We start from the raw sequence: 21,825 nt of genomic DNA, 5'->3' as shown, positions 1-21,825 counted from the left end.
GACCCCAGCGAATGCCCAGGCGCGTTTGGGGCGGCAATTGCACCAGCCACTGGGCAATCCCCCCAGCTAGGACACTAGCGGCCAACACCTGTCCCCCAATGAGTGCTGCTTCCGGTTGCCAGAGCCGTTCCCGCAACCCCAGCCATAACCCGCCCAGGCCAATCAACACGCTCAGGCTGGAAAAAATCGGGCTGATTGCCGGTAACCCATACTGGTCTCGCGCCGTCAGCACCCCAAACCCGATGCCAATCCAGCCCGCCAATACCGCCAGGGGCGCCATGATCCGCAACTGGGCAATGGCAATGGCCTGCGTCATCTGACCGGTGGGCGTCGCAGTCAACCCCGGCGCGACCAGTCGCAACAAGGGTTCGGCTGCCAAGACCATCACGCCCGTAACAACCAGCAGGCCCAGCGTCACCCAGGTCATGACCGTTTCCACAATCACCGCCGCTTCCTGTTCGTCGTGCTTGCTGACCACACTCACGATGGCGCTGTGGAACGGCCCGTTGATGCCCCCCAGCAGGATGAGCAGAAATCCGGGAATCACGTAGGCATAGCTGTAGGCATCGGCGACGACCCCCACCCCAAACGTTGCGGCAATTGCCTGCTCCCGCAGCAACCCCAGCACCTTGCTGACCAGGGTGGCGATGGCAACCAAACCGGCAACGCGGGTAAGTGATGGCTTCATCAGTGGGCCTGCCGCAGCAACCACTCCCCAGCCTAGCCGATTCCGGTTTAAGAAATATCAACGCTTTATCAACAGACCTGAAAAAACGCAAACAGAACGATAAACACTGTCCCAAGGCCACCCCATTGCGGCTATAAACATAACTAATCCCAGCAATCAGCAAAACTGAAGGGGAGGGGTCTATGCTGCATCAGCGGTTAACCAGCGCTCTCCGCCGACGGGATATCCAGGCCGCCACTGCTGTTGTCGCCGAAATGTCGCAAGTCATGACGCCCCGCCAGATCATCCAGCACATTTTAGCGGCTGCCGAACGTCTTGCTTGGGACGAGGGAGATGCACAAGTGGCGCGGTGGTTACTGAGTGATGCCGCCCAACGGTTATACGGCTAAGAACTGGCTGAGGTGTCCAGACGGGGGCGCCCCATGCTGTAGTTCAGGACGCGACTGTTGAGGTTGTAGGAGATTTCGCCGCGTTGTAGCATCCCCCGGATGAAATGTTCCAAGTCCGACCCAATCCGGCGCAGGGTGTAATCGGTCAGGTCGGACCCCCGGTAGGCCTGCACCAGCTCGGCAAATTTCTGATGCACTTTGGCGACAGTTTCCTCCGTCCAATTGAACTCGTTGTCTGGGTCCACGTCCACCGTTAATTCCGTTTCGCTCGGCACTAGCACCCCATCCTGCACAGTGGCGGCAAAGATCCGCACATGCCGGGTCGTACTCTTGAGTAACATCGCGAGTTCTCCATCCGCTCTCTCCCTATTGTATGGCTGAGACGCTTGAGTGTGGAAAAGCGGGGCTTTGCCCTGGGACCATCTTCCCGAGCAGTGACCTGCTGAGGACTAATTCGGGTTGTGAAAAGGCAATTAAACACCGGTCGCATGTCACTATGGACCATCTGGTTATTTAGTGAGATAGCGGGTTTCGAGCACCATCCCCCACGCCGGACCTGCCATCAAACAAACTGAGCTGCCGGGCTGAAACTGCAGCGTACATGCTGCAACCGGCGCGCAGGTACGGTTTTGCCATCAATGGTCAACGTAAACCGGTCATTAAGGGAACTGTGGTTGGGGACTGTCTCGCACCACTTGGCTGTCTGCCTGCAGCAATTCCACAGGTTCACTAGCCAGTGCCAGGAGTCCAATCGTTTTCCACTTCCAAAACGCTGGTCATCACTGATCAACGCTGGAACTTGCACTCAGTGCAAGCCTGTTGGACTTATCCGGTGATGACTCACTAGTGCCAACTTCCTGCTTCCACAACCCATGACTCGTAGACCAGCTGACCGCTGTTCCGCCGCCAGAGGGACCTCCACGGGCAACCACCGCTGGGCTATCGGCAGTCTCCTTTAGGGAGATTTGGATTACCACAAATCCCATGTCAGTACTGCTAACCTTTACTTACCGTTGCCTATCGTTACAGACATCAGAGTCACACCCCATCTCGGTCTTAGCCAGTAACGTTCACCCTAGAGGGTTTCCTGTTCCTGGCCGAAGGCTGGTTCCGGTTGCAAGGTAGTGGCGTCCTCCGCAACGATCTGCAGGCGCGTGGTCGTTCCAGGGGTGTCATCGCTGCGCACCAGTTCCTGGATTTGCTCAGGCGCACTCGTCGGGCTGAGGGCGCTCCCCACCACCTGTTCCAGTTCGGCCAAGGCAGCTTCCGCCCGCTGGACTTTTTGGAGCAGGGAACGGGCAATTTCCGCCGTAGAGCGGGCCGCTTCACTGTTTTCTTGAATCTTGCTGCGGAACCGGCTGGCAATGCGATTCACCTGGCTACTGGCCTCGAAGGTTTGACTTACTAATTTGCCAATCTCCGATGTGATGTAGCCAAACCCCGCCAACTGGCCGCCGGACTGGTTGGCAATCACCGCCGCTTGCACCGCCAAGTGCCGCACCTGTTTGCTCACCTCTTCGATGATCTTGGTGGCGCTGTCCACGGCCTCTAACTCTTTTTCCAGCGCTTGCCCGACGCTGATGATCTGGTCAGTGGTGTTGCAAATACTGTTGACTCCACTAAAGGTGGCCTGGAACGCCTTTTTCCCTTCTAGAGACAGCAACTGTCCAATGCGCACAAACCGCTCGTTGAGTTCTTCAATTTCCTTGGTTTTGCGGGTTAACTCCTCCTGCTGGGCCTGGAGAAGGTCGTTGCGCTGCTTGCTCTCCATCTGCTTGATCTCCAGCAGGCGTGTGTATTCCCGCACCTTGTTTTGCTCTTGCGTCAGGCGGTCAAGACTGTTTTGCAATTCGGCTTTTTGCTGCTGCACGATGGCATTGGACGCAGCCAACATCTGGGACTGGGCCAGCAACAACACGTGCAAGTCAACCAAACGCGGGGGCTGGTCGGGACTGATCACCACCACCGGCTCGTACACCAATTCAATCGGGCGATTCAGGGCTAGGGTCACCACTTCGTCAATCCGGGCATCGGCGGGCACCTCCAGCACCGGCACGTTTTCGACTTCCAAAACAGCCTCGATGGGGCGTTTGAGGTAGATTTCTAGGCTGTAGGGGCGACTCATGCGCTCCAAAAATCGTCGCCGGGAAATCATCCCCACGAGTTGGTCTTGCCGCATGATAATCACGCCTGAAAGTTCCGCATCCTCCTGCATCCGCGTCCACACTTCCTTGCCGGGCGTGCTGGGGTCCACACAGTAATCTGTGTAGGGCAAATCGCTCACCCGATAATCCATGACTGCCATCTGTTGCGCCAAATCTTCCATAGCACCGCCCCTCCAGCCCCTGAAATGGAGTTAGGAAGTCACTAATAATAGATTGCTTCCTATCATACGCCCAAATGTTTTGGGTTCGTAGGGGAATTCGGTTATCAGTTGGTTAACGGGACGTTAAAAGTTAAATCGGTAACAAGGCGCGCTTGGGGCCGTGAATGGGGTCTTCTACGATAATGGTCTGCTCCCGCGCCGCTCCTAGGGAGACGATGGCAATCGGCACCTCCATTTCGCTGGCGAGAAATTGCAAGTAATCCAGGGCGGCTTTAGGCAATTCGTCAAGCGAGCGGCAATGGCTGGTGGGGGTCTGCCAGCCCGGAAGGGTGGCGTAAATGGGACGACAGCGGGCAAATTGACGGCTGCTGTTGGGGAAATTGCGGGTGCGCTGACCGTCTAGCTCATAGGCCACGCAGACTTTGATTTCCGGGAGTTCGTCTAGCACGTCGAGTTTGGTAATCGCGAGGCAGTCCATGCCATTGATGCGCACGGCATAGCGGCCAATCACAGCATCGAACCAGCCGCAGCGCCGCCGTCGCCCGGTCGTGGTGCCGAATTCCGCACCCTTGTTGCACAGGTGGTTGCCCTCGTCGCCGTGCAGTTCGGTGGGAAACGGTCCTTCCCCCACCCGCGTGGTGTAGGCTTTGGCGACGCCGATCACCCGGTCTATCATGGTCGGTCCAATCCCGGCACCGACGCAGGCGCCACCCGCCACCGGGTTGGAGGAGGTGACGTAGGGATAGGTGCCGTGGTCTAAATCCAAGAGGGTCCCCTGCGCCCCTTCAAACAAAATATTGCGTTTTTTTTGCACCGCTTCCCACAGCATCAAGGTACTGTCCACCACGTGGGGACGCAGGCGTTCGGCGTAGGCCAGGTACTGGGTAATGACCGCTTCGGCATCTAACGGGGGCCGGTTGTAGAGCTTTTCCAAAAGTAGGTTTTTGTGGGCGATGACCCAGGTGAGTTGCTCCCGCAAACCTTCAGGGTCCAGTAAATCCTGCACCCGAATCCCCGTGCGGTCGGATTTGTCGGCGTAGGTCGGCCCGATGCCCCGTCCGGTGGTTCCGAGGCGATGGCGGCCCCGGTACTCCTCCTCCGCCTGGTCAATCAAGCGGTGGTAGGGCATGGTCACGTGGGCCGTCTGGGAAATCCACAGGTTGCGGGTCGAGACCCCCAAGCGCTCCAGTTGCTCCATTTCCTCGATCAGCACCTCCGGGTCAATCACGGTGCCGCTGGCGATGATGCACTCCGTATCCGGGTAGAGAATGCCCGAGGGGATCAGATGCAGCTTGAAGGTGCGACCGTTGACCACCACCGTATGCCCGGCGTTGACGCCCCCTTGGTAACGCACCACCACGTCCGCTGAGGCGCTCAACAGGTCGGTAATTTTGCCCTTGCCCTCATCGCCCCACTGGGCACCCACAATAATGACGTTTGCCAAGGTTGCCAACCGCCCAAACCACAAACGATTAACTATAGCACAGGGGAACCCCCCAATCAAGAATTGCCCTTGCCGGTCAAGTCCTTCAGGTTGAACAGGAAGGGGACGCCGGAGTTGTTGCCCCCCGTGAGCACGAGCACCTGGGGCATTTGGGCACCGCCAGATTTCCAGGCTTCGATAGCCTCCTTTTGCAACACCAGCTCGCCACCCTGGGCCTTCAAGGTCTCAGCCAGGAGACGTTGGGCTTCCGCTTTGCCCTTGGCGCGGTTGATTTCCGCCTGGGCCTCCTGTTCTGCCGCCCGGGCAATGTACACAGCTCGCTGGGCCTGTTGCTCGGCAATTTGTTTTTCTTCGACCGCCTTGGCAAATTCGGGGGTGAAATTCAAATCCACCACGCTGGTGTCGAGCACAATAATCCCATATTTTTCCAGGCGACTTTGCAGGGACGTGTCGAAGTCCTTTTTCAATTCTTCCCGCTGGGTGATGGATTCTTCCGCCGTGCGCCGAGCCGCCGCCACTTTAAACGATTCCTGGGTCTGGGGGGCAATGATTTTGGCGACGATATTGGCTAGGGAACCTTGGGTGCGCCGGATTTCCACCACGCGGTTGGGGTCGAGGCGAAAGTTAATGGCAAACCGCGCGGTCAAATCCTGCAAATCCTTGGTGGCGCTCTGGGCCGGGACTTCAAATTTCTGCACGGTCACGTCGTACACGTCCACCCGAGAGATAAAGGGCGGCTTCAGGTGCAGCCCCTCTAGCAGCGGGTTGTCCTGGGATTTGCCTAGGATGCTGAGCACGCCCGCCTCGCCGGGGTTGATGATGACCACCGAATTCAACGCCAGCAACAGTAACAAAACGGCGACCACCGCGCCCAAGAGATTGCTGGTACGAAGGCTTTTCACCGCCCCTTGCCTCCCACGCTAACCCCCTACATTATTCCCCAGGTGGGACTCAATGGCAATAACAGCTCACGTCCTCGCCGCACTGCTCCGCCAGGAAACACAACGCCCGCCAGCGCAGGGCCATCAGTTCGCTATACAGGGGATTCAGGCGGCAGAGTGCTGGAATTTTGAGAATCAGCTGCCCCCGCCAGCGAATTTCCCGTTCAAAGGGACAGCGCGCGGGAATCCACCGGCAAATTTGATGCGCAAAATCCACGTCCCGAACCTCAATCTGATTCAACCAATTTTTCAGCGGTGACCACACCGACCAAGTCGCTATTTTCACCATCGTCTACCTCACCTGATCCCGTCTTCGGTGAAGAGCGAAATTTCTACAATTGGCAAACGCACATCCCACACCACCCTTTCCTATCCTAGAAGATTTGCTGGAGGGTCATCGGTGACCTACATTACACCCTCAGAAAATGCCCCCGTCTCATGGACATTTCCAGCGTTGCTATACACTTCATTTTTAATCTTAACAAAATTTAATCTTATGTTTCAGGGGTTTAATTTACCGCTGCGGAAACCCTCCAAATCGAGCGTGACGTAGCGGAACCCTAACTGTTGGAAATACTGCACCAGAGCGGGCAGGTCAGTGGTTTGGATGAAGGCGGGGATTTGTTCGGCGGGAATTTCAATCCGGGCGGTATCACCGCTAGAGCGCACCCGCAGCACGCGCCAGCCCAATTGCCGGAGATACTGTTCGGCCCGCCCCACGCGATGAAGTTTGGCGGCGTCAATGGGTTCGCCTGGGGGGAAGCGGGAACTCAAGCAGGGCTGGGCGGGTTTGTCCCACCAGGGGAGTCCCAAATGCCGGGAAATCGCCCGCACTGTGAGCTTATCTATCCCTAGCTCGCTCAAGGGGGAACGCACCCCTCGCTCCCGCGCCGCTTGAATCCCAGGCCGGTAATCCCGTTCGTCGTCGGCGTTGACTCCGTCCACAATCTGGGCTGCGCCGTAGCGTTGCACCAGGGTTTGGAGCTGGTCGTGGAGTTCGCTTTTGCAGAAGTAGCAGCGGTTGACGGGGTTGCTGGCGTAGTTCGGGTTTGCCAGCTCGCGCGTGGCAATTAACTCGTGAGGGATGCCAATGTATTGCGCTTGTTCCTGCGCTTCCTGCAACGCTTCAGGGGAGAGGGATGGCGAGACCGCTGTGACCGCTAACGCCCGATGACCCAGTACGTCGTAAGCCACTTTGGCAACCAAGGTGCTGTCAACGCCACCGGAGTAGGCGATAATGACCCGCTCCCAGGGCTGAAACCAGCGGTACAGGGCATCTACGTAGGCCTCCAAGGCCCTCATGAGCAGCAAAGGGTTTTTCTCATCCACATCCATTATGAAAGTTTGGGATACGGGGTTAAAGTCTGCATCTGCCGATAGCTATGTCTCCTGTTGTCAATCCCAGCTCCGTTGCTGGTTTTTACGCAGTGGTTGACGATAGTCGCGAAAACACATCCGCTAGACGGTTCAACGAGGCTGGTTGGCCTGCTGTGCTAGGGTGAAGGAGAAGTGGAGCTTGTTGGTCATGGATTGATGCTCACCCTAGCGCCGAATTGGACCGTGCCGACCCAGGAGGACTTGCCCTGTGACGATGGTATCCCCGTGGAAAGCCAGCGCCACAAATTGCAGATGGATTTGCTCATAGACGGGTTAAGCACCTGGCTGGAGCAGCGGGCAGATGGCTATGTCGGCGGCAACATGTTCATCTATTTCAGCTTGGACCAGGTGCGCAACCAAGATTTCCGTGGCCCTGACTTCTTTTTGGTGTTGAACGTTCCCAAGAAGGAGCGGCGAAGCTGGGTGGTGTGGGAAGAGGGCAAAGCGCCGGATGTGGTGATCGAGCTGCTTTCGGAAACGACGGCTGACCTGGATAAAACGGTCAAAAAGCAAATCTACCAAGACCAATTGCGGGTGCCGGAATACTACTGGTACGACCCCTTTCATCCCGAAGACTGGGCCGGCTTTGCTCTCCATCACGGTGTTTACGAACCGATTCCCGTCAATGCCCAAGGCTACTTAGAAAGTCAGTGTACGGGCCTCGTTTTGCGGCGTTGGGTGGGGACGTACCGAGGCGTGGAAGCCACCTGGTTGCGCTGGGCAACTCCCGATGGCGAAGTCTTGCCCACGGCTCAGGAATTGGCTCAACGGGCGCAGCAAGCAGCTCAACAGGCCCAGCAGCGCGCTGAACGCTTGGCCCAAAAACTGCGGGAACTGGGGGTCAATCCCGACGAAATAGGGTAACTAATCCCAGGCTGGGTGGAGCAGCAGGGCCTCCAGAGCGCGCACCCCTCGTTTCTGGTCCCACAGGGGCAGGTGACCCGCTGGCGCGTGCAGATCCCAGATAAATTCCTCCGGGTAGCGAGGCCACGTATCCCCCTTGTACCAGCCAATGGCTTGCCAGAACTTTTCCCAGTTGCGTCCACACCCCAGCCAAATCCGCCGTTGCACCCGAAACCCGAATTTCCCTAGGGAATACAGCCGCCACAGGGCATCCAGGGTGTGCAAGTCCACGACCGGTAGCCGCCGCACTTCGGTGAAATACAGCCACGTCCTTTCCTGCACCCCCGCCAACTTGCACAACTGCTGGCGCGTCCAGGTATCCGCCGCTTGCCACTGTTCCGCCAGGACCAAATCCAGCAGGGGACGGTAATCCTCGCCTTGAGCGGAAGCCAAGGGCACAACACCTTCGGGAAACCGGACCTTCACCTCCGGAAGCTGGGCGCGCCAGAGCAGTTGATATATACAGCCATCCAATACTTGGGGAAATTCTGGCGTCTGCGCCCGCTGTTGCAGGTAATCCAGCAGGGCGATAGCCGCAGCGGGTCCACCCGCTAGCCATTCGGTTAACCAGGTGCGCTGCTGTGCCGGTGTCAGGGACGCCAGGGCTGAAAAGTTCGCTACGGCATTCATCGCCCAACCGCTGTCGCCAGGGAGGGTTCAGTAACGTCAGCGACCAAGTCTTCGGCGTAGATTTCGCAGGCGTTGTTGGGGCTTTCTACCAGTTTGACCTTGTGGAGTTCCGCCCCAAGACGCCGGATGGGTTCGCGCAACTGCTGCGCAATATACACAGCGATATGCTCCGCCGTCGGCACCACTTCCCAGAAGTAGGGGATGTCCTTGTTCAGGAAAGTGTGGTCCAGCGGTTCGACGACCTCCTGTTCAATCAACCGTTGCAGCGCCACCAAGTCCACCACCATCCCCGTCACGGGGTCAATTTCGCCCCGCACAGTCACCTCCAAGTGGTAGTTGTGGCCATGGCCGTGGGGACGCGCGCATTTGCCGTAGGTGGCGTAGTTTTCCGCTTCGGAGAAATCAGGCCGGGCCAGACGGTGCGCGGCGCTGAAATGGGTTCCAACCGTCAAGTAGGCGTTCATGGCATCTCCTCGGTATTCAGCCCAAAGCTCTGGATGCTCGTACAACTGAATCTGTGCCAGGGGCAAGTGAGAACGCAGCCGCTGCCAGATTGTGTAGGCGATAAATTCAGTGGTGGGCAAGGTCTGGCGAAACTCGGGCCACGTGTCGTTCAAAAAACAGTTGTCCAACGGTTCGACAACCTCTCGCCGGATCACGTGTTTGACCTCGGATAGGTTCGACACCATGCCGCAGTCATCAATTTCTCCCACTATCGCCACGTACAGGGTATAGTTGTGCCCGTGCCCGGGAAACAGGCTCCCCTTGCCAAACCGTTGCCAGTTTTCTGCTTCGGACCACTGGGGGACGTAATAACGGTGACTCGCACAAAACTGCGCCCGCCGCCGGATGATACAGCGCATGACCATTGCCCTAAAACCCTTTTTGATTGTACCGGTTGCCCGTCTTGCCCGCCAGGGTCCAGGTAGAATGGCCTAGAGGAGAAACGATGGAACAGGACATGGGTGTGGAGGGATTGGCTTTTGTGCTGACGGCGGTGGGGTCGCTAGTGCTGGTGGAAATCCTACGGGATACCTACCACGTCCTGTGTCACCACCTTCCCGCCCTGGCCCGCTGGCACAACCGTCACCACGCCGCCTACCGCCGTGACCTGTCCATTGTTTCCATCGCTGCGTTTCGCCAGTCCCAGCTCTACCACGACATGACGGAGTCGGTCATCCTGCTGGTCTTCATGCTGGCGGTGGCTGTGGTTACTGGCTGGACTGGGGTGTGGGCGGGAGTGGTCTATGCGGGGGCATTTCTGGCGGGCGCGACTCGACGTTATCTCTGGGCCACGGGAGATACAGACTACAACCATCAGCCCGGACCCCTGGTCGAACTGCCCAGCGCCTGGCGGGTGAATCGTACCTACCACTGGCGGCATCACTTTGATAATGTCAATGCCTACTACAGCGGGGTGTTGCCGTTGGTGGATAAGGTGCTGGGGACGGCTCTTTCTCTCAAGGGCAAAAAGGTGGGAGTCACGGGCGCATCCGGCGCGCTGGGACAGGCCCTATGTCGCGAACTGCTGAAGTCCGGGGCCCACGTCACGGCCTTGACCACCCATCCCGAAAGCCTGCAAAACTGTCCCGAGCTAACGGTAGTGGGCTGGCAAATTCACCGGGAATCTGAGCTGTTACCAGTGCTCGAAACGCTGGATATTCTCATCATCAATCATGGATTGAATGTGTACCGGCGGCGGGATTTTGCCGCAATTGAAACGTCGCTCCAGGTGAACACGCTGTCGGTGCTGCGGCTGATGGAATTGTTTTTCCGCACGGTCACCGGTCCCGAAGCCAAAGCCACGAAGGAACTGTGGATTAACACTTCGGAAACGGAGGTCTCACCGGCCTTTAGCCCCCTGTATGAGTTGAGCAAGCGCTTGATCGGCAACCTGGTGACCCTCAAGCGGTTGGATAATGTCTGTGTGATACGCAAGATCGTTCTCGGGCCGTTCAAAAGCCGGCTGAACCCGTTTGGGGTCATGTCGCCGCAGTTTGTCGCCCGAGCGATCCTGTTTCTGGCTAAGCGGGATTTTCGGGACATTGTGGTGACGGTCAATCCGTTGACCTACATCCTGTACCCCCTGAAGGAAGGGATGACCCTGTTGTACTACCGGTTGTTTAGCCGCGCCCCATGCTGACCTTGCACGTGCCCGACGGAACCCTGCGGGTGGCCTTGACGAGGGACGTTGCGCGGGAGTTGCTCGAGCAGTTGCAGGCCCTGCGGCAATCCTGGCGGCAAGCGATTCCTCCACCGCGACCGGAGCTGAACTTTGTCCACTGCGATACGGTGCGCTTGGAGTTTTTTTGCAACCCGAATGTTTGGCCTCATCCCTTCGCAGCCCAGGTGCTGGTCACGGTTTGTCATCCCCAGGTGCAAGTAAGCACCCAAATTGGTTTGCCCCAACTGCTGGCGGATGTGAGCGCCTTTGTGGCAGACCAGTGACGTTCCTGGGCTAGCATGGAAACCACGTGTGAGGCCGCTCCATGCGGGACGACGACCGACCCATCCAGCGACTGCAACGAGTTATCGCGCGCCTTATCGGAACAGGGGTTCAACAGGTCACCTATCAATCCAAACCGTCGGCGCTGCAGGTGGAAGTGACTGTGACGGCACCAACGTTGACCGAGCGCCAGCGCCGGCAATGGCAGCGACAGTTGACTGGACAGGTTGGGTCACGGGAGATACACCTGCGGGTGTGCTTGGAGACAGGACAAAAGCAGCCATCCCTGCGCCGGCGATGGGCAACGGTGATGGGATTGGGATGGGTTGCCCTGATGGCGGGGGGCTGGTGGTGGCACAGCGCTCAGACCTCACCCATCGCCAAAGCGAAATCCCTAAGGGCGCCGCTGGTAACGCGACCAACGCCGCCAGTTTCCTGGGCCTGGTCGGTGCAGCGGGTGATAGACCGCGAGTTCTTGCCCCAATGGTTTCGGCGCCGGGGCGTGCGGTTACCCCGAGAAACGGCCGTATACGCCGCGCGGATTGCGCCCGGGGTGGCTGGGCCAGCCTATGCCTTTTACGAAGCGGGGTTGGGTGCCTTCAGCCAGGACTTTTGGCCGGCCTCCACCGTCAAGGTGCTTCCGGCAATCGCCGCCTTGGAGTGGGTCCATCGTCAAGGCTTTAGCGGCGACGTGACGGTGGCCTTTCCCCAACTACAAGACCGGTTGATGGTCATCCTGGACCGTTCGATTCGGGAAAGCTCGAACCTGGACTACGACCTGACCCTGCAGTTGGTGGGGTTGGATTGGCTGAATCACCACTTTTTAACGCCGGAGCGGGGCTTTCCCACCACCACCTTGCAGCGGGGGTACAGCGGGTTGAACGTCTATACCAGTCCCCCCTTGACCCTGCAGGAGGGCCATCGCCGGAAAACGCTGCCGCGTCGGTCCGCCCAAGGTTGGAACCGCTGTCCGAGACGGGGCAATTGTGCGAATCTTTTTGAACTGACGGAGGCCATCCGGCGGGTGGTATTGCACCGTGAATTGTCCTCGGCGGAGCAATTTCGCATCGCCGACGCAGATATAGCCCGTTTGACAGCATCCCTGTGCCAGGCTGAACCGTCCTTTTTTGCCGCCGGCGCTCAAGCAGCTCTCAGACAGACGCCGCGGATTTGCCACAAACCGGGCTGGGTGCTGCACCGGCACTGTGTGGATAGCGGGGTGATTATCGCTGGTCAGGAGCGCTATTTACTGGCAATTGCCATGCCGGCTTGGAGCGCTGGCGATGACTGTCAAGGGTTGTCCCGCCTAGCCCAGCAGGTGTTGACCGCTCTCCGTCAGGCGCCCCCAACCCTGCTGCACCAACCGAATCAGGGCGAACCGGTACAGGCCCAGTTGCTGACTCGACCGGGAGGCCACGAATTGGTGGTGCGTGTTGCCGGGGCTGACCGGGTGGCGGTGTGGCTCGACCGGGAACCTTGGGGAGAACGGCCTGGGCCGCAGCCAGAATATCGCTGGTTCAAACGCAGGGTCACGCCGGGGGAACGGCTCTTGCGGGTGCAGGCCTGGCGTGAAGGCAAACCCATTGCCTATCACAGTCAAAAGGTGGTGGTGAGACCCGTCGAAGAACCCCCGCTTTCGTGTGAAACGCCCTTATCTCCCATTGCCGCCCAAGTCATCTACCGGGGGAGTCGGCGCAAATCCCAAGTCGCCCTGTCGTTTGATGATGGTCCCCATGGCCGCTACACGCCCCGCATCTTGGACATCCTGCGCCAGGAGGGAGCGCTGGCTACGTTTTTCGTCCAGGGACGCATGGCGCGTCAGCATCCAGGTGTCCTGCGCCGGATCCAGGCTGAGGGGCACGAAATTGGCAACCACACGACCCATCACGTAAGGCTGACTTTGTTAGACGCTGCCCAGTTCCGCCAGGAGGTTGCCACCACCCAAGCGCTGGTCTGCCGTCTCGCGGGCGTCCAACCTCGCTATTTGCGTCCTCCCTTTGGTCACTACGACTTCAAGACCGCTAGTTGGGCTGCTGAGTTGGGTCTGACCCTGCTGATGTGGGATGTAGATACCCGCGACTGGCAACACCGCAACCCCCAGCGCATCATCCAAATCGTCCAGCAGCAAGCGCAACCCGGTTCCATTATCCTGATGCACGACATTTTCGGGAGTACGGTGGAGGCGCTGGCGGCTGTGATTGCGACCCTGCGCGCCAAGAACCTAGAATTGGTGACCGTTGGGCAACTGCTAGCACCGGGAGAACCCATCACCCGCCGATGAAGTTGACGCCGGCGCAATCGCTCGTCTTCCAGGTATTGGCGGCAGTCGCTTGGGCGGATGAACGCCTCAACCCTGAAGAAATTCGGTTATTGCTCGACCAACTGGTGCCGGCGTTTGGCGCTGCGGACCTAAACCAGCAGGACCAGCTCTGGAGCGAACTCTACGACCGGCTGTTTGCCTACTACGACCTGGAGACGCTGTTGCAGCAACCACCGCCGTCCCAGCACCGAGAGTGGCTGCTGCGTTTGAGTTACCTGCTGATTCAGGCTGGACGAACCCCCACCGAAACCGCCATCGTCCCTGCAGAAAAACAAGCCTACCGCCGGTTAGTGCAGTGGTTGGGTTTACCCCCGGAAACCGTCGCTCAGATTGAACAGGCCGCCCAGGCCGACGTCGTGCTTCACCAGGGGCAACCCCTGGCGGCTCTACGCGCCCATCTCCGGAACTTTTTCGGTCTCGCTTGAGGCGCCCAAATACCGCTGCAAACGGGATGACAGGACTTCATAGATTAGGGTCAAGGGTCGCTGTTGCTGCCAGAACAGGTAGTGCCGTCCCCAAAACGGTCCCGGACTGGCAAACGCCTGGGCCAAGGGCGTGGAATCCCCGTAGTACAAGCGGCGAATGTCCCGATACAACTCCAAGCGCAACACCCGCAGGTTGGTCCAGATGGGTAAATCCGGGTTTTGCAGATAGCGGTCCACCACCGCCGCCGGCCACCAGGACGTGGCATAAACCAAGCGCTCGCCCCTTTCGGTTTGCAACCACACTTGGCGGCGGACCCAGGGACCTTCCACTTGTCGCACCTCCGGCGGTGCCCCATCCTGCAGCCACCCCACCGGTGACATATCAATCACCTGCACGTGGATGGCTTGCCCCGTGAGAAATTGCAAATGGCGCGTCAGAGACCCGTCGCTTAACAGCAACAATCGCCACCAGGGTGACAGCATCCCCGGCAGTAAATCCGCTTCTTCCCCCTGCCAGCGACAGTCTAGTCGCCACCAGGGCACCACCGCAGCCAACGTCATGGCAATTTATTAAAGATTGTTAACGCTTTTTTTACTATAGCGGATCGCCGGCCACCCACCGGCGGTAGGTCTGGATGGTCTGAGTGATGGCGGTGCGCAAATCAGCCAAGCGCGGCGCAAAGGGGGGCGGCTGGGGCGTTAAACCGAGTAAATCCGCCGTGACGACGATCTGGCCGTCGCAATCGGGACCCGCACCGATGCCGATGGTGGGGATGGTGAGCTTGCGGGTGATGGCAGCAGCCAAGGAAGCTGGGATGTGTTCCAGCAGCAGGGCAAAGACGCCGGCGGCCTCCAAGGCCAGGGCTTGCTCCAGGAGGCGGTCGGCTTCCTCGGGTGTACGTCCCTGTTGCCGGTAACCCCCCAGCCGATGCACGGACTGCGGCAGCAAGCCCAGGTGACCCATCACCGGAATTCCTGCGGTCACCAGGCGCTGAACTGTCGTCACCATCTGGGGGTAACCCCCTTCCAACTTCACCGCTTGGACGCCCGTTTGCTTGAGCACGTGACCAGCGTGGTACAGGGCGAGTTCCGGGCTGACCTGGTAGCTCAAAAACGGTAAATCGCAGACCAGGAAGGCCTCCCGGACACCCCGGCGCACGGCTTTGGCGTGGTGGATCATTTCCGCCAGTGTCACCGGCACCGTCGTTTCATACCCCAGGGCCACCATCCCTAGGGAATCCCCCACCAAGATGACGTCCACCCCAGCCTGGTCCAGGATTTGGGCCAACAGGTAGTCCCAGGCGGTGACAGCTACGATCTTGCGTCCTTGGCGTTTGTACTGCTGGAGCGTGTGAACGGTGCGGGCCATCGCCGGTCGGCGGGTCTTTCCTCTAGTCTAGGGCGCTTATCGCGCAAAATTCGTTATGGTAAAGGGGGGGCGCAGCGATGACTCCCATGAGCTACTGGACGTTGGCGTTGCCGAGCTTGTTCGTCACCCTGCGGGAGGGTGTCGAGGCAGCCCTGATCGTGGGCATCGTGTTGACCGTTTTGGGGCAAACGCACCGGCGTGACCTGTACGGCTGGGTGGGGATGGGTGTGGCGGCTGGGATTGGCTTGAGCTTGTTGGGCGGTTGGGGACTGGTGACGCTGCTCCAGGAAACTACCCAGGCGCACCCCCGTTGGCAAGTAGCTTTGGAAGCCGGTTTGGAACTCCTGGCGGCGGGATTACTGACCTGGATGCTCCTGTGGATGACCGAGCAGGGGCGAGTTGTGGCGCAAGCGGTCACGCAACAGCTCAAGGACTTGCACCAGGGGTGGCGGGTTGGTTTGTTGGTCTTGGCGGCGGTGTTACGCGAGGGCATGGAGACGGTGGTGTTCATTGGCGCGCAGTTTACCCAGGGTTGGCCGGCCCTGCTGGGCGCGGTGGGCGGTGTGGTTGGAGCAGTGCTGCTCGGTTACCTGCTTTTTGGGGTTGGGATCCGCTTGCCCTTGCGCTGGTTTTTCCGGGTGATGGGCGCGGGGTTGCTGCTCATTGCCGCTGGGCTAGGAGTGAGCGCCCTGTGGCACGGGAGCCAAGCGCTGGAGAATCTCGCCGTCCTGGGGCCGTTGGTGTGGGATACGTCGGCCTGGTTGCCGGACCGCCGCGGGCCGGGGCTGCTGCTGAAGGTGTTGCTTGGGTATCGGGACCACCTGTACCTGGTGCAATTGCTGGCCTATGGGGCATTTCTCGGGCTGGTCGGGAGCTTGTACTACCGGGCGCTGGCGGTTGGGTCGGCCCCCAAGGGTAACGCTTCAGCGCTCCAGGGCAATTGAATGCGCACCCACGCGCCGCCCTGTTCCGGATGGTTGGCCGCTTGAATCTCGCCCCCGTGGGCCTGGACAATTTGCCGGACGATGGCCAAGCCCAGGCCGGTCCCGTGGGGGTAGCCCTGGGGATGATTTTGCCCCTGGTAAAACCGTTCAAACAGGTGGGGCAAGTCCGCAGGCGGGAAGCCAGGGCCTTGGTCGAGGATGTCAATTTGCACCTGCTGTTGAGCCGTTTGGGGCGTCAGGACTAGCCGAATCACGCCATCTACAGGGCTGTATTTAATGCTGTTGTCCAGTAAGTTGCACAACATCTGATACAGGCGCAGTTCATCCCCTGGCAACCACAGCTCGCTGGGGCCCACGTAGTCCAGGCGGAGATTTTTCTGCTGGGCCAAGGGTTCCAGGCTTTGCCACACGTTTTGCACCAGCGCTGGCAGGTTGACGGGTGTGGGGTTGCGCACGGGCTGGTGTCCCTGGGCCATCTCCAGCCAGTTGTGGACCAAGCGGCTCAAGCGCTGCAATTCCCCCAGCAGGCGACTCACCCAGGTTTGCAAGGGGGGGTCCACCCGCGCGTACAGCGCCTCGGCCACCAGTTGCATCGCCGTCAGGGGCGTTTTCAGTTCGTGGGTCAAATCCGTAATCCAGCGGTCACGGGCTTGGGTCAATTCCACCAGCGCTTGCCGGTTTTCCAAAAACACCACCACTTCCCCCGTCGAGAGCCGTTGCCCCATCGCCCGTAGAGGAATTGGGGGTTGGGTCAATTCCGCCGGATAAAACGTCCATTCCATCGTCTGAACGCCCGCCTGGTTCCGCGCCCGTTCGATGAGCTGGTCCAGTTCGTAGGAGCGTACCAGTTCCAGCAACAAGCGCGGTTGCCCTGGTCGCCAGGGCCGCAAACGCAACAGCGCCTGGGCCGCCGGGTTACACCAGAGCAGTTGGTTGTCCTCATCCACCACAAGACAGCCCCAGGGCAATTGGTGCAGGATTTCTGGCCAGGGCAGGGAAGCCGTCGGCTTTGGGGCCAGCCAACGACGGAGCCACCAGCCCCCTACCAGTCCCAGGGCCACCCCTAGCGACAGCCATCCGACCGCCATTAGCCAAAGCGGTAGCCGAAGCCCCGCACAGTCAGGATGTACTCGGGATGGCTGGGGTCTTTTTCCAGCTTCTGGCGCAACCAGCGGATATGCACATCCACCGTCTTGCTATCGCCTACGAAGTCCGGTCCCCAAACCCGGTCCAGCAAACTTTCCCGCGACCAGACCCGCCGGGGGTAATTCATGAACAATTCCAGCAAGCGAAATTCCTTGGGCGACAGGTTGACCACTTCCCCGCGCACCACCACTCGGCACTGCTGGGGGTAGAGATAGATGTCCTTGTAATGCAACACCGTGGGTTGGGGGAGATAACTCTGGCGTTGTCGCCGCAACAGCGCTCGACAGCGGGCAATCAGTTCGCGCGTGCTGAAGGGTTTCGTCAAGTAGTCATCCGCCCCCACCTCCAGCCCCAAAACCCGGTCGGTTTCGCTACCGCGGGCGCTGAGCACCAGAATTGGCGTGGGATTGCCCTGGCGACGCAACAACCGGCACAGGTCCAAGCCGTTTACTTGGGGCAACATCAAATCCAACACCACCAAGTCAAACGGACAAACGCCGCTGGCTGGTTCATCCCCCAATAGCAGGTTCAAAGCCGTGCGCCCATCTGCCGCCGTCGTCACCTGATAGCCTTCTTCCCGCAGCGACAACTCCAACATGTCCCGGATCAGTTCTTCATCTTCGACGACCAGAATGCGACTTGGCTCTTCCAGGTCGGCAACGGCGGGCACATCCAGGGGTTCCAGGGACTGCATAACCACGGGCCAGGGAACGCACCGTTTGCTCTACCCATCATCTTACGCCAATCTCAATCCAGTCGCTGCGGCAATAAGGGCACTAGCACGGCTCCCGTCAAAAACCCCGCCACATGGGCCAAATAGGCAACTCCTGGCATTCCCGGATGCACGGACGCCGCCCGCAGGGTTTCCATCAGGATCCAAGCCCCCAAAAACACCGCCGCCGGCATCCGCACGATGGTGACAAAGATGACCAAGACCAACAGGGTGCGAATTTGCGCTTGGGGAAACCGCACGATATAGCCCCCCATCACGCCAGCAATAGCGCCGCTAGCGCCAAGCAAGGGAATGGTGGACATGGGGACAACCAACGCATAGGCCAATGCTGCCACCGCACCACAAAACAGGTAAAACAACAGAAACCGCCACCGCCCTAGCGCATCCTCCAGATTGTTGCCGAACAGCCACAAAAACCACATGTTCCCGAACAGGTGCCAGAAACCCCCATGCAGGAACTGCGAACTGATCAGGGTCATAGCCTTCGCATCAAAGTTGGTAAATAACTCTTTGGGAATAACTGCCCACGCCTGCACGAATTGCTGGAGTTGTTCCCCGTCTAGATTGACCTGATAGAAAAAAATAACAACGCAAGCCGCAATCAACCCATAGGTGATGACGGGCGTCCGCTGGGTTGGGTTATCGTCGTAAAGGGGAAACACCAAATGAACCTCAACGCATGACCAGCACCATTCGACCCGGGGAAGTGTTTGCCTCAGCCCAGGACTTCGATCAGGGGATTCGCGCCCTTGTTCCCCATTATGACGAGATGTTGACGGCCTTGAGCCTGTGCGTTCCCCCAACGGCGCAACGCATTCTGGACCTCGGTGCCGGCACCGGCAATGTCAGTCTGCGGCTTTTACAGCAGTTCCCCCAGGCCCACGTGATTCTGATGGACTACTCCCCGGCGATGCTGGCGCAAGCCCAGGCCAAGTTGCCCCCCGCCCAAACCACCTTTATCACCGGCGATTTTGGGGAATGGGCGTTGCATCCCGACCGGTTTCCCGCGATTGAGCCAGTGGACGCCTGCGTGTCGGCTCTCGCCATTCATCACCTGAGCGACGACATGAAGGGGCAACTGTTTCGGCAAATTTTGGCCCATCTACGCCCTGGCGGTTGTTTCTGGAACGCCGACCCTGTGGTAGCGCCCCATGCCTACAGCGCTGCGTTGTACCAGCGGGTGCGGCAAGCATGCAGTCATGCCCATCCCCTGCCGGAGCGTGGCCAGACCCAACCCTACGGCTATTCCGCCCCTGACCAATTGACCACAGTCGCCAAGCAACTGGAATTGCTGCAAGCGGCGGGATTTGTGGGCGTTGATGTCGTCTGGCAATGGTTTGGTTTCGCAATTGTGGGCGGCCATGTTCCCGGATGATGTCCAGGCGTTTGCCCACCTCGACTTCGAGCGCCAGCAGCGCACCGGTATCCCGGAAGTGGTGTGGGGGCTGGGGAAAACGCCGGCGCAGATTGCCGCCATTCTCTGGCAGATGTACCAGCGGGCTGGACTGGCGATGGCCACCCGGGTGAGTCCAACAGCAGCGCAGGACATCCAACGGCAATTGCCCGATTGCACCTACGACCCCATCGCCGAGACGCTCCTGCTGGGCACGCCCCAAGTGAAATATCCCGGTTTGGTCGGTGTGATCACCGCCGGGACTGCCGACCAGAAAGTGGCGCAAGAAGCGCTGGTGACCCTCCAGTACCTGGGTGTGCAAGGGCAACTGTTTCAAGACGTCGGGGTCGCCGGGATTCACCGGTTGTTGACCCGCTGGCCGGAGATTGAACCCTGTGATGTGTTGATTGTCGTTGCTGGGATGGAAGGGGCTTTGCCGTCGGTCGTCGCCGGGTTGAGCAGCGCGCCGGTGATTGGCGTTCCTACCAGCATTGGCTATGGCGCCCAGTGGCAAGGGTTGGCGCCCCTGTTGACTATGCTCAATAGCTGCGCGCCGGGGTTAGCCGTGGTGAACATTGACAACGGGTTTGGCGCAGCCGTTTTGGCGGTCAAGATTTTGAAGGTAGCGACGCGCCGGAAACCAGGTGATAAGATGAAAGCGCCAGGCTGAACGGGGGAACAGACCATGAAGCAGGCGCTTTGGCAACGCTACCAGGATTGGCTGTATTACCACCCTGGTTTGGACTTCTACCTGGACCTGAGCCGCGTCGATAGTCTCACAGACGAGTTGTTTCAAGACCTCCAGCCCAAGTTTGCCCGCGCGTTCCAGGACATGGCCGCTTTAGAAGCCGGGAGCATTGCCAACCCCGATGAAAACCGCATGGTGGGGCATTACTGGTTGCGCGACCCCGATTTAGCCCCTACGCCAGAGATTCAACGGGCCATTCGCGAATCTGTCGAGCGCGTCGAACGGTTTGCCGAGCAGGTCCACCGGGGAGACATTCGCGCCGTCAACGGGGAAAAATTCACCGACATTGTCTCCATTGGCATTGGCGGTTCCGCCTTGGGTCCCCAATTCGTTAGCCAAGCCGTCGCGCCAGTGCATCCCCCGCTGGACATTCACTTCATTGACAACACCGACCCGGCGGGGATTGACCGGTTGGTGCAGCAGTTAGGCAATCGGTTGCAGACCAGTTTGATTCTGGTCATTTCCAAATCCGGCAGCACGCCCGAACCCCGCAACGGCATGTGGGAAATCCAGCGGGTATTTCGAGAACGCGGTTGGCCTTTTGCTCCCCAAGCCGTTGCCATCACCATGCCCGGGAGTGAGTTAGACCAGACGGCGCAGCGCGAGCAGTGGTTGGCGCGATTTCCCATGTTTGATTGGGTAGGGGGGCGAACGTCGGAACTGGCGACGGTGGGCTTGGTTCCAGCAGCGTTGCAGGGGATTCCTATCCGGGAAATGTTGCGCGGGGCGCGGGAGATGGACCAGGTCACGCGGATTCACGATGTGCGCCAAAACCCAGCCGCGTTGTTGGCGCTGGCCTGGTATGCCATTGGGCGGGGGCGCGGCTTAAAAGATATGGTCGTTTTGCCCTACAAAGACAGCCTCGGGTTACTCAGCCGTTATCTGCAACAGTTGGTGATGGAGTCCCTTGGCAAAGAAAAAGACCTAGACGGCAACATTGTCAACCAAGGATTAACTGTTTATGGCAATAAAGGTTCCACCGACCAGCACGCTTATGTCCAGCAATTGCGGGAAGGCTTAAATAACTTCTTTGTGACCTTTATCGAAGTTTTGCGGGACCGAGAAAGCGGTGATTGGGAAATCGAACCGGGGATTACCACCGGCGATTATCTCTCTGGTTTTTTACAGGGAACCCGGCAAGCATTGTACGAAAAAGGGCGAGAATCCATTACCATCACGATACGGGAAGTGACGCCGAAAACAGTGGCGGCCTTGATTGCCTTATATGAGCGGGCCGTGGGACTCTATGCTTCTCTCATCAACGTCAATGCCTACCATCAACCGGGCGTGGAAGCGGGTAAAAAGGCCGCCAGCGCCATCTTGCAGTTGCAACGCCAATTACTCAAGACCCTGCGGGACTATCCCAACGGTTTAACCCTGGCAGAAATTGCGCAAAAAGTGCAGGCGCCTGATGAGATTGAAACCATCTACAAAATCCTGCGGCATTTGGAAGCAAACAAACGGGGGGTCGAATTTATCGGAGACCGCCAGAAACTCACGGGTTTAATTGTGCGGTGGTGTGGGTAGGCAGTGATTATTTCTACCGTCCATTTTGGTCGCCTTGGAAATCGGTTGCTGTTGCTAAGCCATCTCATTGCTTACG

The 21,825-nt window shown here is 59.0% G+C and carries 24 protein-coding genes; 10 read left to right on the top strand and 14 right to left on the bottom strand.

What is annotated here, in order from left to right:
* Positions 1-688, bottom strand: a 688-nt coding sequence (locus NZ705_10870) for a hypothetical protein (protein ID MCS7293450.1), incomplete at its 3' end; no start/stop codon positions are given.
* Positions 689-870: 182 nt separating this feature from the next.
* Here NZ705_10870 and NZ705_10865 point away from each other — a divergent pair.
* The gene (locus NZ705_10865) at positions 871-1,077 is read left to right on the top strand and encodes a hypothetical protein (GenBank protein ID MCS7293449.1); all 207 of its coding nucleotides are present in this window, start codon (positions 871-873) and stop codon (positions 1,075-1,077) included.
* Here NZ705_10865 and NZ705_10860 read toward each other — a convergent pair.
* From NZ705_10860 to larE, 6 genes are all read right to left on the bottom strand, one after another.
* A complete protein-coding gene (locus NZ705_10860; protein ID MCS7293448.1) occupies positions 1,074-1,418 on the bottom strand; it encodes an NAD(P)H-quinone oxidoreductase subunit M in 345 nt (114 codons plus the stop codon). The genes NZ705_10865 and NZ705_10860 overlap by 4 nt on opposite strands.
* Positions 1,419-2,152: 734 nt before the next feature.
* Entirely contained in the window at positions 2,153-3,403 is a 1,251-nt protein-coding gene (locus NZ705_10855) for a hypothetical protein (protein ID MCS7293447.1), read from the bottom strand.
* 130 nt (positions 3,404-3,533) lie between these two features.
* A complete protein-coding gene (locus NZ705_10850) occupies positions 3,534-4,847 on the bottom strand; it encodes an adenylosuccinate synthase (GenBank protein MCS7293446.1) in 1,314 nt (437 codons plus the stop codon).
* 56 nt (positions 4,848-4,903) lie between these two features.
* On the bottom strand, positions 4,904-5,749 hold the full coding sequence (locus tag NZ705_10845; GenBank protein MCS7293445.1) for a prohibitin family protein: 846 nt from the start codon (positions 5,747-5,749) through the stop codon (positions 4,904-4,906).
* A 49-nt stretch (positions 5,750-5,798) separates the two neighbouring features.
* Positions 5,799-6,077: a nitrogenase gene (locus NZ705_10840; protein MCS7293444.1), complete on the bottom strand. Its 279-nt coding sequence runs from the start codon at positions 6,075-6,077 to the stop codon at positions 5,799-5,801.
* A 212-nt stretch (positions 6,078-6,289) separates the two neighbouring features.
* Positions 6,290-7,090 (bottom strand): ATP-dependent sacrificial sulfur transferase LarE, encoded by an 801-nt coding sequence (gene larE, locus NZ705_10835; GenBank protein MCS7293443.1) that lies wholly within the window; start codon positions 7,088-7,090, stop codon positions 6,290-6,292.
* Positions 7,091-7,321: 231 nt separating this feature from the next.
* Between larE and NZ705_10830 the strand changes: the two genes are divergently transcribed.
* Complete coding sequence (locus NZ705_10830; protein MCS7293442.1) at positions 7,322-8,029, top strand: Uma2 family endonuclease; 708 nt, start codon at positions 7,322-7,324, stop codon at positions 8,027-8,029.
* Here NZ705_10830 and NZ705_10825 read toward each other — a convergent pair whose 3' ends face one another.
* Positions 8,030-8,698, bottom strand: a complete 669-nt coding sequence (locus NZ705_10825; protein ID MCS7293441.1) for a GUN4 domain-containing protein — start codon at positions 8,696-8,698, stop codon at positions 8,030-8,032.
* Positions 8,695-9,561: a 6-carboxytetrahydropterin synthase gene (locus tag NZ705_10820; GenBank protein MCS7293440.1), complete on the bottom strand. Its 867-nt coding sequence runs from the start codon at positions 9,559-9,561 to the stop codon at positions 8,695-8,697. The genes NZ705_10825 and NZ705_10820 overlap by 4 nt, the downstream gene beginning before the upstream one ends.
* Positions 9,562-9,647: 86 nt before the next feature.
* On the opposite strand from NZ705_10820, the gene NZ705_10815 reads away from it, so the two are divergent.
* The 4 genes from NZ705_10815 to NZ705_10800 are packed head-to-tail and all read left to right on the top strand — an operon-like array spanning position 9,648 to position 13,889.
* A complete protein-coding gene (locus NZ705_10815; GenBank protein MCS7293439.1) occupies positions 9,648-10,841 on the top strand; it encodes a bifunctional sterol desaturase/short chain dehydrogenase in 1,194 nt (397 codons plus the stop codon).
* Complete coding sequence (locus NZ705_10810; protein ID MCS7293438.1) at positions 10,835-11,146, top strand: hypothetical protein; 312 nt, start codon at positions 10,835-10,837, stop codon at positions 11,144-11,146. Before NZ705_10815 ends, NZ705_10810 begins: the two co-directional genes overlap by 7 nt.
* Positions 11,147-11,187: 41 nt before the next feature.
* Positions 11,188-13,425 carry a polysaccharide deacetylase family protein gene (locus NZ705_10805; protein MCS7293437.1) on the top strand — a complete coding sequence of 746 codons (2,238 nt, stop codon included), beginning with the start codon at positions 11,188-11,190 and terminating at the stop codon, positions 13,423-13,425.
* Positions 13,422-13,889 carry a TerB family tellurite resistance protein gene (locus NZ705_10800; protein ID MCS7293436.1) on the top strand — a complete coding sequence of 156 codons (468 nt, stop codon included), beginning with the start codon at positions 13,422-13,424 and terminating at the stop codon, positions 13,887-13,889. The genes NZ705_10805 and NZ705_10800 overlap by 4 nt, the downstream gene beginning before the upstream one ends.
* Here NZ705_10800 and NZ705_10795 read toward each other — a convergent pair.
* Together NZ705_10795 and panB are read right to left on the bottom strand one after the other, a co-directional pair.
* Positions 13,851-14,450, bottom strand: a complete 600-nt coding sequence (locus tag NZ705_10795) for a chorismate lyase (GenBank protein MCS7293435.1) — start codon at positions 14,448-14,450, stop codon at positions 13,851-13,853. The genes NZ705_10800 and NZ705_10795 overlap by 39 nt on opposite strands.
* Positions 14,451-14,484: 34 nt before the next feature.
* Positions 14,485-15,258: a 3-methyl-2-oxobutanoate hydroxymethyltransferase gene (gene panB, locus NZ705_10790; protein ID MCS7293434.1), complete on the bottom strand. Its 774-nt coding sequence runs from the start codon at positions 15,256-15,258 to the stop codon at positions 14,485-14,487.
* Between the two features lie 86 nt (positions 15,259-15,344).
* On the opposite strand from panB, the gene NZ705_10785 reads away from it, so the two are divergent.
* Entirely contained in the window at positions 15,345-16,202 is an 858-nt protein-coding gene (locus NZ705_10785; protein ID MCS7293433.1) for an FTR1 family protein, read from the top strand.
* Here the strand turns inward: NZ705_10785 and NZ705_10780 are convergent.
* From NZ705_10780 to NZ705_10770, 3 genes are read right to left on the bottom strand one after another with little or no spacing between them, the layout of a single operon-like run.
* A complete protein-coding gene (locus tag NZ705_10780; protein MCS7293432.1) occupies positions 16,139-17,290 on the bottom strand; it encodes a HAMP domain-containing histidine kinase in 1,152 nt (383 codons plus the stop codon). The two genes, NZ705_10785 and NZ705_10780, sit on opposite strands and share 64 nt — an antisense overlap.
* Positions 17,290-18,042, bottom strand: coding sequence for a response regulator transcription factor (locus tag NZ705_10775; protein ID MCS7293431.1), 753 nt, complete (start codon positions 18,040-18,042; stop codon positions 17,290-17,292). The genes NZ705_10780 and NZ705_10775 overlap by 1 nt, the downstream gene beginning before the upstream one ends.
* A 53-nt stretch (positions 18,043-18,095) precedes the next feature.
* A complete protein-coding gene (locus NZ705_10770; GenBank protein MCS7293430.1) occupies positions 18,096-18,743 on the bottom strand; it encodes a rhomboid family intramembrane serine protease in 648 nt (215 codons plus the stop codon).
* 17 nt (positions 18,744-18,760) lie between these two features.
* Here NZ705_10770 and NZ705_10765 point away from each other — a divergent pair, with 17 nt between their 5' ends.
* Genes NZ705_10765 through NZ705_10755 form a run of 3 tightly spaced genes read left to right on the top strand, consistent with a single transcriptional unit; the run spans position 18,761 to position 21,749 of the window.
* Positions 18,761-19,456 carry a class I SAM-dependent methyltransferase gene (locus tag NZ705_10765; protein MCS7293429.1) on the top strand — a complete coding sequence of 232 codons (696 nt, stop codon included), beginning with the start codon at positions 18,761-18,763 and terminating at the stop codon, positions 19,454-19,456.
* The gene (gene larB, locus NZ705_10760; GenBank protein ID MCS7293428.1) at positions 19,401-20,144 is read left to right on the top strand and encodes a nickel pincer cofactor biosynthesis protein LarB; all 744 of its coding nucleotides are present in this window, start codon (positions 19,401-19,403) and stop codon (positions 20,142-20,144) included. The genes NZ705_10765 and larB overlap by 56 nt, the downstream gene beginning before the upstream one ends.
* A 15-nt stretch (positions 20,145-20,159) precedes the next feature.
* Positions 20,160-21,749, top strand: a complete 1,590-nt coding sequence (locus NZ705_10755) for a glucose-6-phosphate isomerase (protein MCS7293427.1) — start codon at positions 20,160-20,162, stop codon at positions 21,747-21,749.
* Positions 21,750-21,825: the final 76 nt, after the last annotated feature.

Source organism: Gloeomargarita sp. SKYB120, from assembly GCA_025062155.1.
Taxonomy (GTDB): domain Bacteria; phylum Cyanobacteriota; class Cyanobacteriia; order Gloeomargaritales; family Gloeomargaritaceae; genus Gloeomargarita.
The sequence above is the reverse complement of the archived record's forward strand: the minus strand, read 5'-3'. Positions and strand labels throughout refer to the sequence as shown.